This is a genomic window from Plantactinospora sp. B6F1 (assembly GCF_040120695.1).
Lineage (GTDB): Bacteria > Actinomycetota > Actinomycetes > Mycobacteriales > Micromonosporaceae > Plantactinospora.
The window spans coordinates 726,262-740,777 of sequence record NZ_JBEEAC010000001.1 but is presented as its reverse complement, the minus strand read 5'-3'; the positions used below and the strand labels follow the sequence as shown (position 1 = coordinate 740,777).

Below are 14,516 nucleotides of genomic sequence, written 5' to 3'. Positions count from 1 at the left end.
CCCGGGGGGCGGGGGCCGGGGGGCCGCGGGTCGGGTGCGGGTCAGCCGGTGCGGCGGGTGCGGGTCAGCGTCAGCGCGCCGAGCGCCGTGCTGAGTAGGCCCAGTGCCAGGGCGACGAAGGCGCCGCCGAGCCCGTTGCCGGTGCCGATGCCCCCGTCGGAGGTGGCCACCACCACCGCGCCGATGACCATGGCGAGCGGGCCCAGGATCAGGGCCGCGACTGCTCCGTGTCGGCGGGAGCCGGTGCCGGTTCGTCCGGCGGCGCGGAAGCGGGCCAGTCCGCCGGCGACGATGCCGGCCAGTCCCAGCAGCCCGGCCACGATGGAGCCGATTCGTCCGGGGCTCATGGTGTAGGCGCTGGCGGCGGTTGGCTGGCTGGCGGCGTGCGCGGCGGCCGGTGCGGCGAGCCAGAGCCCTCCGAGCAGGGCGGTGGTGGCGGCAAGCAGGTGACGGACGGACATCGGGGTTCCTTCCCTTGCATGACGGGTGGCTGCCGGCAGCGTATGGACCGGTGTGGTCGTGGGTCGTCATGCCGGGGTTGTGGGTGGGCCTACCGCCGGGGTCGTACGTGCGGCGGGTGCCGTGCCGCCACGGGGGTGTCCGTCGTGGCGCCGCGTCGCGTCGGGGTGGGAGGTGGGCGCGTGCTCCCGGGGCGGTCCGGGGACGGGTCGTGCTGACTCTTGTGCCGGTCGCCGGGCCGTCCGGGCGGGGTGGGCTGGCGGTCAGGCGAGGTCGACGACGAGCGGGCGGTGGTCGGAGATGGTGGCGATCGGGGCGTCGGCGGCGGTGACCGCGGGCAGTGGGTGTCCGTCGCGTGGGTCGGCGAGGATGTGGTCGAGTTGGACCCGGGGTTGCCTGGCCGGGTAGGTGGGGCGGCGGGCCAGGGAGCGCCAGCCGGAGACGAGGGTGGCGAGTCCGGCGGGCAGGTTGAGGTCGCCGAGCAGGATCCGGGGTGGGGGCAGGGTGCGCAGGGCGCGGACGACCTGGCGTAGTTGTCGGATGTTCCAGCCGGGTACGAAGGACAGGTGGGTGGCGGCGGCGGTGATCGGCCCGTAGGGGGTGTCGACGATGGCGGCGAGGACGACCCGGGGTTCGTCGCGGAGCAGGATGAGGCCGCCGTGTGGGCCGGGGTCGAGCACCGGGGAGCGTACGGGTGCGGAGGCGAGCCGGGTGACCTGCCAGGAGCGGACCGGGTAGCGGCTGATCAGGCCGATGCCGTAGAGGGGTTCGCCGTGGCCGTCGTCGTCGTGGGTCAGTGGCCGGAACCGTTCGCCGGGGGTGCCGACGACGGCGGCGGCGAAGCGGTGTTCGGGGGCGTTCATCGCCTGGGCGGCGATGGTGGTCAGGTCGAGGTGGTTGCTGCGGGACTGGTCCCGGTCGACCTCCTGCAGGGCCAGGATGTCGGCGTCGAGGGTGGCGACCGCGGTGGCGAGCCGGGTCTCGTTGACGAGGCCGTCGTGCGGGGATCTGCCGTGCAGCAGGTTGAAGGTTGCCAGGCGCACCTGCACACCTTACGGCGGGATGTGCGACAGTTTCGGCGTGGTTGTCAAAGCGCTGTGTTGTTCCGCGTTGCTGTTCGTGGGGCTGGGTGGGGTCGGCGTCTGGTTGCGGCGTCGGCGGGGTCGCTGAGCCGGGGGCGGGTCGGGGTCATCGGTCGGGGGTGGCGAACCGTCCGGCGCGGATCTCTCGGAGGGCGCGGCGTCGGGTGTCGCCGCGCAGGGTGTCGACGTAGAGGCGGCCGGCGAGGTGGTCGGTCTCGTGTTGGAGGGCGCGGGCGAGGAAGCCGCTGCCGGTGATGGTGAGGGGTTCGCCGTACTGGTCGAAGCCGTGTGCGGTGGCGTGCATGGCGCGTGGGGTCGGGAAGTAGAGGCCGGGGACGGAGAGGCAGCCTTCGTCGTCGTCCTGCCCGTCGGCGGAGAGTTCGAGGGTGGGGTTGATCAGGTGGCCGCGGTTTCCGTCGGCGTCGTAGACGAAGACCTGGGCGCTGATGCCGATCTGGGGTGCGGCGACTCCGGCTCGGCCGGGTGCGCCGAGGAGGGTGTCCATGAGGTCGGTGACCAGGTCGCGTAGTTCGGCGTCGAAGCTGGTGACCGGTTCGCACGGGGTGCGGAGCACGGGGTCGCCGATGATCCGGATTGGCCGCATCGTCATGGCCGGAACCTTATCGGTTCGTTACCGGGGTGGTTGGGCCGGCGCGCGGTGGTGGGTGGTGGCCTGCGGGTCGTGCTCCGGGGCGGGGTCGGCCGGGACTCCTCGTACGTCGGAGATTTCCGTACGCCATACGGTATAATCGCCGCCGGGGTGGCGCCCGGCGGAGGGCGGTTCGCGGGGGCGGGCGAGGGGGCAAGGGCGGAGATGACGTCGGACGCCGGGAGACTGTCCGTGGACGGGCGCGCGGGTGCCCCGGACCAGCGGTGGCTGGCCGGCTGTGCGGTGGTGTTCGAGCCGGCCGATCCGCCCCGCGCCGGTGTGCTGGCGTTCTGGCGCCCCGACGGCGGCGGGCTGCCCGACGACGGGCCGGGCCGGGGTGGCGAGTTGACGGTCGCCGTACCGGACGGGGCCGGCGTGCGGACCACGGTGGTGCCGGCGCTCCGGCTGGCGGTCGGCGACGCACTGCCACTGCTGCTGGCCGACCCGGGCCCGCCGGTCGATCCGGCGCTGGCGTACTGGGCGGCGGCGGCGCGGCTGGCCCTGCACCTGGTGGCCCGGCGCCGGATCCTGCCGACGGTCTCCCCCGCCGGCTTCGACGCCTGGACGGTCGGGGCGTTGGACGCGGCCGACGCGGGCCGGATCCGGGACCTCACGGCGGCGATGCCGGCCCGGGCCCGGGCGAACCCGGTCGCGGCGGCCGGGCCGGCGCCGTCCGACCCGAGGCTGCCGGACGCGGCCGGCCTGCTCCGCGGTTTCCTCGACGCGGTCGCCGACACCCTGCCCCGGTCCCCCGCCGCCCGGCACGCCGCCGGCACCGACGCGTTCGCCGCGGCGGCGCCGCAGTCGGTACCGCGGCTGCGCGGCTGGGCCGATGAGGTCCGGGCCGGTCTCGACTCCGGCGTGCGGGTCTCGGTGCGGCTGGAACCGGTCGACGGCGACCTCACCCGGCCCGGCCTGCGGGCGGTGGCGCAGGTGCACAGCCTCGTCGACCCGGCGCTGGTGGTCGACGCCGCCGCGCTGTGGGACGGCGATGTCACCGGGTTCGGGCCCCGGGCCCGGCTCGACACCACGCTGGCGATCCGCCGCGCCGCCGACGTCTGGCCACCGCTGCGGCACCTGCTCGACGCCGCCGCCCCGGGCGACCTTCTGCTGACCGACGAGGAGGTCACCGAGCTGGTCACCGGGGCGGCCGGCCGGCTCGACGCGGCCGGGGTGGCGGTGCACTGGCCCCGGGAGCTGGTCACCGGGCTCTCCTCCCGGGCGGTGCTCGGCGCCGGGCAGGCGGCGCCGTCGGATCTCGCCACCTTCTTCGACGGTGACGGGCTGCTCCGCGTCGACTGGCAGCTCGCGCTCGGCGGGCGGCCGCTGACCGCCGCCGAACTGGACCTGCTCGCCGAGGCGCACCGGCCGGTGGTCCGGCTGCGCGACCAGTGGGTCCTGGTCGACCCGAAGCTGGCCGCCCGGGCCCGTAAGCCGGCGCTGCCGCCGGTCGGCGCGATCGAGGCGCTCGGCGCCGCGCTGACCGGGACGGTCGAGGTCGACGGGCGGCCGGTCGAGGTCGACGTCACCGGTTGGCTGGAGGGGCTGCGGCGGCGGATCACCGACCAGCGGCGGGACGCCGCCGCGGACTCGGAGCCGCCGGACGCCGGCGTCGACCCGGAGCGGGTCGGGGTGCCGGCCGGGCTGACCGCCACGCTCCGGGACTACCAGCTGCGCGGGCTGCGTTGGCTGGCCCGGATGACGGCGCTCGGGCTGGGCGGCTGCCTCGCCGACGACATGGGGCTCGGCAAGACCGTGACGCTGATCGCGCTGCACCTGCACCGGCAGGCGGACCCGGTGACGGCCGGCCCGACCCTGGTGGTCTGCCCCGCCTCGCTGCTGGGCAACTGGGAGCGCGAGATCGGTCGGTTCGCCCCCGGTACCCCGGTGCGCCGGTTCCACGGCGGCCGGCGCAGCCTCGACGCGCTGGCCGGCGGCTTCCTGCTGACCACGTACGGAACGATGCGCTCCGATGCCGACCGGCTCGCCGCCGTACGGTGGGGCCTGGTCGTCGCCGACGAGGCGCAGCATGTGAAGAACCGCGCCTCGGGTACCGCCCGGGCGCTGCGCCGGATCCCGGCCGCCGCCCGGGTCGCCCTCACCGGCACCCCGGTGGAGAACAACCTGACCGAGCTGTGGGCGATCCTGGACTGGACCACGCCCGGGCTGCTCGGCCCGCTGCCCCGGTTCCGGGCGAGGTGGGCGGCGCCGATCGAGTCCGGGCGGGATCCGGCGGCGGCGCAACGGCTGGCCCGGCTGATCGCGCCGTTCCTGCTGCGCCGTCGCAAGTCGGATCCGGGGATCGCGCCGGAGCTGCCGCCGAAGACCGAGACCGACCATCCGGTCGGGCTGACGAGCGAACAGGCCGGCCTGTACGAGGCGGTGGTCCGCCAGGCGCTGGCGCGGATCCGGGACAGCACCGGGATGGCCCGCCGTGGTCTGGTGTTGGAACTGCTGACCTCGTTGAAGCAGGTCTGCAACCATCCGGCGCACTACCTGCGGGAGACGCGGCCCCGGCTGGCCGGCCGTTCCGGCAAGCTGGAGCTGCTCGACGAGCTGGTCGACACGGTCCTTGCCGAACACGGCGCGGTGCTGGTCTTCACCCAGTACGTCGCGATGGCCCGGTTGCTCGAACGGCACCTCGGCGACCGGGGCGTACCGGCCCAGCTGCTGCACGGCGGCACCCCGGTGGCCCGCCGCGACGAGCAGGTACGCCGGTTCCAGGCCGGTGAGGTGCCGGTGTTCCTGCTGTCGCTGCGGGCGGCCGGGACGGGGCTGAACCTGACCCGGGCCGACCATGTGGTGCACTACGACCGGTGGTGGAACCCGGCCGTGGAGGAACAGGCCACCGACCGGGCGTACCGAATCGGGCAGGCCCGGCCGGTGCAGGTGCACCGGCTGGTCACCGAGGGGACGGTCGAGGACCGGATCGCCGCGCTGCTGTCGGTCAAGCGGGACCTGGCCGACGCGGTGCTGGCCGGCGGCGAGGCCGCGCTGACCGAACTCTCCGACGCCGATCTGGCGTCCCTGGTCGAGTTGCGGGGGTCGGCATGACCGGGGCCGTCGGCCGGCTGCGGTGCTCCGAACCCGCCGGTGGGCCCGGACCGGATGTGGAGGGTGGTGGCGAATGAGCGGCGACGACCGGATCCGGGGCTTCCCGGCGTTCCCGCCGGGGCGGCGTGCCCGGAGCAGCCGCTCCTGGTGGGGTGAGGCCTGGATCCGTGCCCTGGAGGAGACCTCGCTGGACCAGACCCTGCTGCGCCGGGGGCGGCGGTCGGCGTCGGCCGGGCACGTCGGCTCGATCACCGTCAGCCCGGGCCGGATCGCGGCCGAGGTGCACGACGGGGTGCCGGACCTGCCGCACCGGACCCGGGTCTTCGTGGAGCCGATGACCGACGCGCAGTGGTCCCGGTTCCTGGACCAGGTGGCGTCGAGGGCCGGGCACATCGCCGCGCTGCTGGACGGGGAGATGCCGCGCGAGCTGGCGTCGTCGGCCGACGACGCCGGCATCGCCCTGCTGCCGGGGCTCGGCGACCTGCAGCCGGAGTGCGACTGCCCCGAGTGGGCCGCGGCGGCGTGCCGGCACGCGGCGGCGCTCTGCTACCAGGTGGCCTGGCTGCTCGACGCCGATCCGCTCCTGCTGCTGCTGATCCGGGGCCGGGGCGCCCGGGAGGTCCTCGCCGAGCTGCGTCGCCGGGCCGGGCGGCCGGTGGCCGCACCGCCGGAGGTGCCGACCGGTCGCCCCGGCGGCGGGGTGCCGGCCGGGCCGGTGTACGCCCGACCGGATCCGCCGCTGCCGGATCCGCCGCCACCGGTGGAGCCGGTGCTGCCGGGCCCGGTGTTGCCGGACGCGCCGGGGATCGCGGCGGAGGTGCTGCGCGGGCTGGTCGACAACGCCGCCGTCCGGGCCGCCGCGCTGCTCGGCGCCGCCCCGGACGGCGACGGGCCGCCGCTGGTGCTGCCGGAGCGGGTGGACGCGGTCCGGCTCGCCGTCGGGGCCGGCGGCCCGGTGCTGGCCCGGCTGCGGCAGGCCGCCGGCCGTACCGGTCGGGAGTTCGGCCGGGCGGTACGGGCCTGGGAGTACGGCGGGCACACCGGCCTGGCGGTGCTGGACGAGCCGTGGTCCCCGCCGCCGGTACGGCTGGCCCGGGCCCGGGCCGAGTTGGCTGCCGGCTGGGCCGGTGACGATCCGCCGCAGCCGCAGGTGTGGCGTAACCGGTGGACGTTTCCCCGGCATCGGCTCCAGTTGCGGTACGGACCCGACGGCCGCTGGTACCCGTACCGGGAGCTGACCGACGGGGACTGGTGGCCGGCCGGGGTTCCCCGGGTCGACCCGGCCGACGCGCTGGCCGACCTGCTCGGCGACTGACCGGAGAGCATCTTGTCCGCCGCAACCGCCGCTGTGCCGGCCCGTCGGGTACGACTGGCGCGCGTCGCGGTCGCCGCGCTGTTCCTGTGCAACGGCGCCGTCTTCTTCAACGTCGTGCCCCGCTATCCGCAGATCAAGGCCGATCTGGGGCTGAGCAACGCGGTGCTCGGCGTCGCCCTGGCCGGCTATCCGGTCGGGGCGCTGCTGGCCGGGCTGTTCGCCGGCGCTGCCATCCGCCGCTTCCGGTCCGCGCGGGTGGCCGTGTTCGGTGTCGTCGCGACCACCGCCGCGGCTCTGGCGATTTCCGTGGCGCCGACCTGGATCGTGTTCGGTGCCGTGCTGTTCGTCGTTGGCGCGCTCGACGCCGTCGTCGACGTCGCGCAGAACGCGCACGGCCTGCGGGTGCAGCGCCGCTACGGCCGGTCGATCCTCAACTCGCTGCACGGGGTGTGGAGCATCGGCGCGGTCATCGGCGCGCTGATGGGTTCGGCCGCCGCCGGCCTGCGGCTTGCACTGGCGGTCCATCTGGGCATCTCCGCGGCACTGTTCAGCATCGTCGCCCTCGTCGCCTACCGGTTCCTGCTGCCCGGCCCGGAGGACACCGAACGCGAGACCGAGGCTCGCACCAGCGCCGCCGCCGAAGGTCATCCCGCCGGCCCACCGGGTGAGCGCCGCGCCCGGCGCTTCCTGCCGGGTGCGGCGGCGCGGGCGCTGGCCGTGCTCGGTGTGCTCGCCGCGTGCGGCTCACTCGTCGAGGACGCCGGCACCTCGTGGGGGGCGATCTTCCTCCGGGACGACCTGCACAGCGGGGCGGCCACCGCCGGGATGGCGGTGGTGGCCTTCCAGAGCGCGATGACCATCGGCCGGCTCGCCGGGGACCGGGTGGTGGACCGCCTCGGCCAGCGCACCGTCGCCCGGGCCGGCGGTGTCCTCGCCGCCGTCGGCATGGGCGCGGCGCTCGCCGTGCCCACCGTCGGTACCGCGCTGGCCGGGTTCGGCCTCGCCGGGTTGGGCTTCGCCACCCTGGTGCCGGCGGCCATGCACACCGCCGACGAACTGCCCGGGCTGCCCGCCGGTACCGGTCTGACCGTCGTCAGCTGGCTGCTGCGGGTCGGGTTCCTGGTCTCGCCACCGCTGGTCGGGTTCGTCGCCGACCTCACCAGCCTGCGCGTCGGTCTGCTCACCGTCGTCGCCGCCGGTGTCACCGCCGTCGGACTGGCCGGGGTGCTGCTCGACCGCACCCGCTGACCGGCTGCGCGACCGGGGTCGCCGCCGCGGTGGAACCGCTGCGGGCCGGTGACGGTCAGTCGCACGCACCGGAGCTGCCGCGGGTCGGCGACGTCAGCGGCTCCGGTGCGGGTCGGCGAGGATGGCCCGGACCGGGCCGGACTTGGCGGCCGCCTCGGCGACCTCCGCCGCCGGGTCGCTGCCCCAGGTGATGCCGCCGCCGGCCCAGACGTGCACCCGGTCGGCGTCGACCGCGGCGGTCCGGATGGTCAGCCCCAGGTCGATCCGGTCCGGGCCGATCCAGCCGAGCCCGCCCATGCTGGCGCCCCGGCCGACGGGTTCCAGGACGGCGATCTGGGCCAGCGCGGCGAGCTTGGGTGCTCCGGTGACCGACCCGCCGGGGCACACCGCGCGGAGCAGGTCGGCCAGCCCTCGTCCGTCGGCGATGGTGGCCGAGACGGTCGACTCGGCCTGCCACAGGTCGGACCAGCGCCGGATGGTGTAGAGCCGGTCGACCCGGACGGTGCCGGTACGGGCGATCCGGGCCAGGTCGTTGCGTTCCAGGTCGACGATCATCACGTGTTCGGCGCGTTCCTTGGCGGACTCCAGCAGCTCCCGCCGGCCGGGACCGGTCGCCGGTCGGGTGCCCTTGATCGGCCTGGTGTAGACGCGGCCGTCGGCGACCTCGACCAGAGTCTCCGGGGAGGCGCAGCCGATCGCCCAGCCGGCGCCGGTGAGCACGCCGCCGTACCGGGCGCCGGGTAGCCGGGCCAGTCGGCGCAGCGCCGGCAGCGGGTCCCCGGTGTACCGGGCGCAGCCGTGGCCGACGACGTTGACCTGGTAGATGTCGCCGGCGGCGATGGCGTCCCGGGCCCGCCGGACCGCGTCGGCGTGCCGACGTGGCGTCCAGCTCTCAGTCCAGGGGCCGAGTTCCCAGCCGTCGGTGCGGTGCCGGGGGTGGCCGGTCGCCGGGGCGGTGCCGTGCCGGTAGACCACCGCGACGAGGTCGGGGACGGCCGGTGCCGGGCTGGCCGGGCCGGGGGCCGCGCCGACCATCCGGGCGCCGGCGGCGGCGGAGACGAAGACGGCGGCGCCGCAGACGGTGTCCGTCGGGCGGTGCACGCCGGGGCGGGTCAGGTCGCGTACCGGCAGGCCGTGGCCGGCGAGAAACTCCTCCAGCAGCGTGGCCGGGTCGTCCGGGCCGTCGGCCCGGCACTGCAGCCGGTCGTGTTCGACGAGTCGGGGTACGCAGCCGGCGGGCGCTCCCGGCGGCGACGCGAATGGGAGCGCTTCCACGACGTACGGCTCGATCTGCCTCATCCGAAAAGTGGATTCTTCCGGTCAGAGACGGATACCCGCTCGTCATTACTGGGCGTGAAGGGGTACCGTCCGTCACTGGTCATGTGAACCATGCCACACCGCCCCATAGTCCGGAGACCCCGATGTGCCAGCACGAACCGACCTGCCCCTCCGCCGAAGCGACCGACCGGGAGGCGGCCCGCGTCCTCGCCTGCTTTCGTGAGCAGGGGTGGAGCCTGCTCTGCAATGGCGTCATCCTCTTCGAGGACACCGGCGAGCTGCTGCCCGACGGCAGCACCATAGCGCCGCACCGCGGTCCGGCCCGGCACGCCCTGGTCGGCTGATTCATCACTCAATGTGACCGGCCGGCGCATGGTGTGCCGGCCGGTCGGTCGTTTGTCAGTTCTCGAACGCCTCCGGGGGTGGGCAGGCGCAGACCAGGTTCCGGTCGCCGTACGCGCCGTCGACGCGGCGCACCGGCGGCCAGTACTTCGTCCGCCGGTCGACCCCGCCCGGATGGCCGCCCAGCGACCGTGGGTACGGGTGCGGCCACTCGTCGCCGGTCACCATCGCCGCGGTGTGCGGCGCGTTGGCCAGCGGGTTGTCCCCGCTCGGCCACTCACCCGAGCCGACCTTGTCGATCTCCGCACGGATCGCGATCATGGCGTCGCAGAATCGGTCGAGTTCGGCGAGGTCCTCACTCTCGGTCGGCTCCACCATCAGGGTGCCGGCGACCGGGAACGACATCGTCGGGGCGTGGAAGCCGTAGTCGATCAGCCGCTTCGCCACGTCGTCGACGCTGACCCCGGTCGCCTTGGTCAGCGGCCGCAGGTCGAGGATGCACTCGTGCGCGACCAGGCCCTTGTTGCCGGCGTAGAGCACCGGATAGTGGCCGCGCAGCCGGGCCGCGACGTAGTTGGCGGCCAGTACCGCCACCCCGGTCGCCCGGCGCAGCCCGTCCGGCCCCATCAGCCGCAGGTACGCCCACGGGATCGGCAGGATCCCGGCCGAGCCGTATCGGGCCGCCGAGATCGCCGGCCGGTCCGACCCGAACGGGTCGCCGGGCAGGTAGCGCGCCAGGTGGGCGCGGACCGCCACCGGGCCGACCCCGGGCCCACCGCCGCCGTGCGGGATGCAGAACGTCTTGTGCAGGTTCAGGTGCGACACGTCGGCGCCGAAGCGGCCCGGCTTGGCGTATCCGAGCAGGGCGTTGAGGTTGGCGCCGTCGACGTACACCTGGCCGCCGGCGTCGTGCACCCGGGCGCAGAGCGTGGCGATACCGCCCTCGTACACCCCGTGCGTGGACGGGTAGGTGACCATGATCGCGGCGAGGGTGTCCCGGTGCGCCTCGATCTTGCGGTCGAGGTCGGCCAGGTCGACGTCGCCGTCGGCGTCGCAGCCGACCACCACCACCCGCATCCCGGCCATCGCCGCGCTGGCCGCGTTGGTGCCGTGCGCCGAGGACGGGATCAGGCAGACGTTCCGGTGCCCCTCACCCCGGTCGCGGTGGTAGGCGCGGATCGCCAGCAGGCCGGCGAGTTCGCCCTGCGAGCCGGCGTTCGGCTGCACGCTGACCGCGTCGTAGCCGGTCACCTCGGCGAGCCAGCCCTCCAGGGTGGCGACGAGGTCGCGGTAGCCGGCGGTCTGCTCCTTCGGAGCGAGCGGGTGCACGTCGGCGAACTCGGGCCAGCTGATCGGCTCCATCTCGCTGGTGGCGTTCAGCTTCATGGTGCAGGAGCCGAGCGGGATCATGCCCCGGTCCAGGGCGTAGTCGAGGTCGGCGAGCCGGCGCAGGTAGCGCAGCATCGCGGTTTCGCAGTGGTGTGACCGGAAGACCGGGTGGGTCAGGTAGTCGCTGGTCCGGGCGAGGTCGGCCGGCAGCGCGGACGACGGCGCCGCAGCCGGCGGGGTCACGACCTGTCCGGCGACGGCGCCGAAGGCGTCCCGGACCACCGCCAGGTGCGCCTCGGTGGTGGTCTCGTCGCAGGCGATCCCGACCTGGTCGGCGTCGACCAGCCGCAGGTTGATCCCGCGCCGTCCGGCCTGCGCGACCACCTCGGCGGCCCGACCGGGGATCCGGGCCAGCACGGTGTCGAAGAACGCCTCGTGCACCACCTCGACGCCGTCGACGGTGCGCAGCCCGGCGGCGAGGCCGACCGCCCGCCGGTGGGTCTGTTCGGCGATCGCCCGCAGCCCGGCCGGGCCGTGGTAGACGGCGTACATGCTGGCCATCACGGCGAGCAGGACCTGGGCGGTGCAGATGTTGCTGGTCGCCTTCTCCCGGCGGATGTGCTGTTCCCGGGTCTGCAACGCCAGCCGGTAGGCGGGGTCGCCGGCCGCGTCCCGGGAGACCCCGACCAGCCGGCCGGGCAGCATCCGCTCCAGGCCGGCCCGGACCGCCAGGTAGCCGGCGTGCGGGCCGCCGAAGCCCATCGGTACGCCGAACCGCTGGGTGGTGCCGGCGGCGATGTCGGCGCCGATCTCGCCGGGTGGGCGCAGCAGGGTCAGCGCGAGCAGGTCGGCGGCGACCGTCACCAGCGCCCCGGCGGCGTGCGCGACCCCGACCAGCGGGGCGTGGTCGCGGACCGCGCCGGAGGCGCCCGGGTACTGCAGGTGCAGGCCGAAGAACTCCTCCGGCAGCGGCTCGGTGCGCAGGTCGAGGACCCGAACCTCGATGCCGAGCGGTTCGGCCCGGGTGCGGAGTACGGCGAGGGTCTGCGGCAGGGTGTCGGCGTCGACGACGTACACGCTGCTCTTGTTCCGGGCGGCGCGACGGGCCAGCGTCATCGCCTCGGCCGCGGCGGTGCCCTCGTCGAGCATGGAGGCGTTCGCGGTGGCCAGCCCGGTCAGGTCGGTGACCATGGTCTGGAAGTTCAGCAGCGCCTCCAGCCGACCCTGGCTGATCTCCGGCTGGTACGGCGTGTAGGCGGTGTACCAGGCCGGGTTCTCCAGGACGTTGCGGCGGATCACCGCCGGGGTGTGGGTGCCGAAGTAGCCGAGTCCGATCATCGAGACGGCGACGGTGTTCCGGGCGGCCAGTGCGCGCAGTTCGGCGGCCACCTCCTGCTCGGTGGCGGCCGGCGGCAGGTCGAGGCTGCCGGTCCAGCGGATCGCCTCGGGGATCGCGGCGTCCATCAGGTCGTCGATCGAGTGGTAGCCGACGGTCTCCAGCATCCGGCGCATCGCGTCGGCGTCGGGACCGATGTGCCGGTCGGCGAACTGCCCGCCGTCGCGGGTGGGGTACTGCGCTGTGGTCATGGGGGACACTCCCGGGCGAGGTCGACGCTGCAACCTCCCCCTCTGTCACGCTCCGCACCGTTGCGGGCGCTCCACAGTCGCCTGCCCGCGGGCTCCTTTTGCCTGAGAGGTTCCGGGGAGGATTTGCCCCTTCGGCGCCGCCCGGGCGGCCCGGACGATCTCTCGCTCGCGAGTGTTGTCGGCGTTGGCAACGGTACCAGTGCCCGGGTTTCCGCCGGGTTTCGACCACACCTCGTTGATCGCCATGAGTCTCCCCGGCCGGCCGGAGAGGCGCTCGACCGGCGGCAGCGGCGGAACCGGTTAAGCGCCCGCAGCCGCGACCGCCCCGCGCCGGCTGCCTGATCGACTGCCGCTCTCAGCCCGCCACGGTGGGTCAACCGCCCATCGTTCGTTGTCTATTGACTCTGAACCGGTTCGGTGTTGTCATCGATCTCACCCGACCCGGACACCCGGTGCCAACCCGTCCGACATCCCCCGACCCGGGAGGCAAGATGCGCCCCACCCTCGCCCGCCGGCTGCTCGCGACGCTGGTCACGGCGACGCTGGCCGTCGGTGTGACCGCCGGCTGCGGCGACGACGGCGACCGGTCCACCGGCGCCGAGGGAAAGATCATCAACGTCTTCTCGGGGGCGAACGCCGGGTTCGTGCCGAACTTCAACCCGTTCTCCCAGAACAGCGTCGCCGGCACGATGAGCGTGCTCTACGAGACGCTGCTCTACTTCAACGCCGCCCGGGCCGACGACGTGCAGCCGCAGCTCGCCACCGCCTACGAGTTCGCCGACGACGGCCGGCGGCTGAACTTCACCATCCGGGAGGGGGTGAGGTGGAGTGACGGGAAGCCGTTCTCGGCCGAGGACGTGGCGTTCACCTTCAACCTGATCCGGGACAACCCGAAGGTGAACCAGAACGGCCTGCCGATCGTCGAGGCGGTCGCCGCCGACCCCACGCACGTCTCGGTCACCTTCAGCCAGGGCGTCTACACCCGGCTGAACCTGATCGCCGGCCGGACCTGGATCGTGCCCGAACACATCTGGTCGGCCATCGCCGACCCGTCCGCCTTCACCAACGAGAAACCGGTCGGTACCGGCGCGTTCACGCTGGCCTCGTTCAGCCAGCAGAACTACGTCTTCGAGCGCAACCCGAACTACTGGGAGGCGGGCAAGCCGAAGATCAAGGGGATGAGGTTCCACCAGTTCGCCAGCGCGGACAGCGCGATCGCGGCGCTCGCCGCCGGCCAGCTCGACTGGGCCGGCTCGTTCATCGCCGACATCGACAAGCAGTACGTCAGCAAGGATCCCGAGCACAACAAGTACATCAACGAGTCCCAGCTCTATCTGACCAACCTGATCCCGAACCTCGACCGGGCGCCGTTCGACAGCGCCGCGGTGCGCAGGGCGATCAGCCTCGCCCTGGACCGTGAGCAGATCATCCGGCTGGCCTTCTCCGGATACGGCAAGCAGGCCAGCCCGGCGCAGCTGCCCCGACCGCTCTGGGACGACTACATCAAGCCGGAGTACCGGGACCGCAAGCTGGAGTTCGACCCGGGCCGAGCCGAGCAGACCCTGCGTCAGGACGGCTGGGCCAAGGGCGCCGACGGGATCTACGCCAAGGCCGGCCGGCGGCTCTCCTTCACCGTCAAGGTGGTGCAGGGCTACAACGACTACATCTCCGCGCTCCAGATCATGACCCAGTCGCTGAAGTCGGTCGGAATCGAACTGAAGACCCAGGAGGTCTCCTTCACCGCCTTCTCCACCGACCAGCAGACCGGCGACTTCGACATGATCATCACCAACCTGTACAGCGAGGGCACCGCGTACTCCTGGTACAGCCGGGCGTTCTCCAGCAAGCGGACCGCACCCCTGGGCCAGCAGGCCGGCTCCAACTACGGCCGCTTCCGCAACGCCGCCGTCGACGCGGCACTGCTGGCGATGGAAACCACCCCGCCGCAGCAGCGGAACGCGATCAGGGAACAACTGTTCAAGATCCAGGACGTGATCGTCGAGGAGCTGCCCTACATCCCGATCCAGCAATCCGCCTCGCTGATCGAGTACCGCACCGAGAACCTCGGCAACTTCCCGACCGAGGAGAACCACTACGCGCTGACCACCCCGTACAACGGGCCGGACATGGGGATCGTGGCCAAGAACCTCACCCCGGCCGGCTGAGCGACCCG

Annotated in this window: 10 protein-coding genes and 1 riboswitch; of the genes, 5 read left to right on the top strand and 5 right to left on the bottom strand. The window is 74.0% G+C overall.

The window, feature by feature from the left end:
• Positions 1–41 precede the first annotated feature (41 nt).
• The 3 genes from ABNF97_RS03070 to def form a co-directional block, all read right to left on the bottom strand.
• Positions 42–461: a DUF6223 family protein gene (locus tag ABNF97_RS03070; RefSeq protein WP_130462973.1), complete on the bottom strand. Its 420-nt coding sequence runs from the start codon at positions 459–461 to the stop codon at positions 42–44.
• A gap of 261 nt (positions 462–722) precedes the next feature.
• Positions 723–1,502, bottom strand: coding sequence for an endonuclease/exonuclease/phosphatase family protein (locus ABNF97_RS03065; RefSeq protein ID WP_130462972.1), 780 nt, complete (start codon positions 1,500–1,502; stop codon positions 723–725).
• A gap of 145 nt (positions 1,503–1,647) precedes the next feature.
• Positions 1,648–2,151, bottom strand: a complete 504-nt coding sequence (gene def / locus ABNF97_RS03060) for a peptide deformylase (RefSeq protein WP_349337558.1) — start codon at positions 2,149–2,151, stop codon at positions 1,648–1,650.
• Between the two features lie 231 nt (positions 2,152–2,382).
• Here def and ABNF97_RS03055 point away from each other — a divergent pair, with 231 nt between their 5' ends.
• The 3 genes from ABNF97_RS03055 (at position 2,383) to ABNF97_RS03045 (ending at position 7,807) form a co-directional block, all read left to right on the top strand.
• Positions 2,383–5,244, top strand: a complete 2,862-nt coding sequence (locus tag ABNF97_RS03055) for an SCO1167/SCO6262 family helicase (protein WP_349337557.1) — start codon at positions 2,383–2,385, stop codon at positions 5,242–5,244.
• A gap of 73 nt (positions 5,245–5,317) precedes the next feature.
• Positions 5,318–6,559, top strand: a complete 1,242-nt coding sequence (locus tag ABNF97_RS03050; protein WP_130462969.1) for an SWIM zinc finger family protein — start codon at positions 5,318–5,320, stop codon at positions 6,557–6,559.
• 12 nt (positions 6,560–6,571) lie between these two features.
• Entirely contained in the window at positions 6,572–7,807 is a 1,236-nt protein-coding gene (locus ABNF97_RS03045; RefSeq protein ID WP_207230524.1) for an MFS transporter, read from the top strand.
• Between the two features lie 93 nt (positions 7,808–7,900).
• Here the strand turns inward: ABNF97_RS03045 and ABNF97_RS03040 are convergent, their stop codons facing one another.
• Positions 7,901–9,106, bottom strand: a complete 1,206-nt coding sequence (locus tag ABNF97_RS03040) for a chorismate-binding protein (protein ID WP_130462968.1) — start codon at positions 9,104–9,106, stop codon at positions 7,901–7,903.
• Positions 9,107–9,228: 122 nt separating this feature from the next.
• On the opposite strand from ABNF97_RS03040, the gene ABNF97_RS03035 reads away from it, so the two are divergent.
• Positions 9,229–9,429: a DUF5999 family protein gene (locus ABNF97_RS03035; protein ID WP_101365960.1), complete on the top strand. Its 201-nt coding sequence runs from the start codon at positions 9,229–9,231 to the stop codon at positions 9,427–9,429.
• 55 nt (positions 9,430–9,484) lie between these two features.
• Here the strand turns inward: ABNF97_RS03035 and gcvP are convergent, their stop codons facing one another.
• Positions 9,485–12,343, bottom strand: a complete 2,859-nt coding sequence (gene gcvP, locus ABNF97_RS03030) for an aminomethyl-transferring glycine dehydrogenase (RefSeq protein WP_349337556.1) — start codon at positions 12,341–12,343, stop codon at positions 9,485–9,487.
• An 80-nt stretch (positions 12,344–12,423) separates the two neighbouring features.
• Positions 12,424–12,520, bottom strand: a riboswitch (glycine riboswitch).
• Positions 12,521–12,834: 314 nt separating this feature from the next.
• Between gcvP and ABNF97_RS03025 the strand changes: the two genes are divergently transcribed.
• A complete protein-coding gene (locus tag ABNF97_RS03025; protein ID WP_349337555.1) occupies positions 12,835–14,508 on the top strand; it encodes an ABC transporter substrate-binding protein in 1,674 nt (557 codons plus the stop codon).
• Positions 14,509–14,516: the final 8 nt, after the last annotated feature.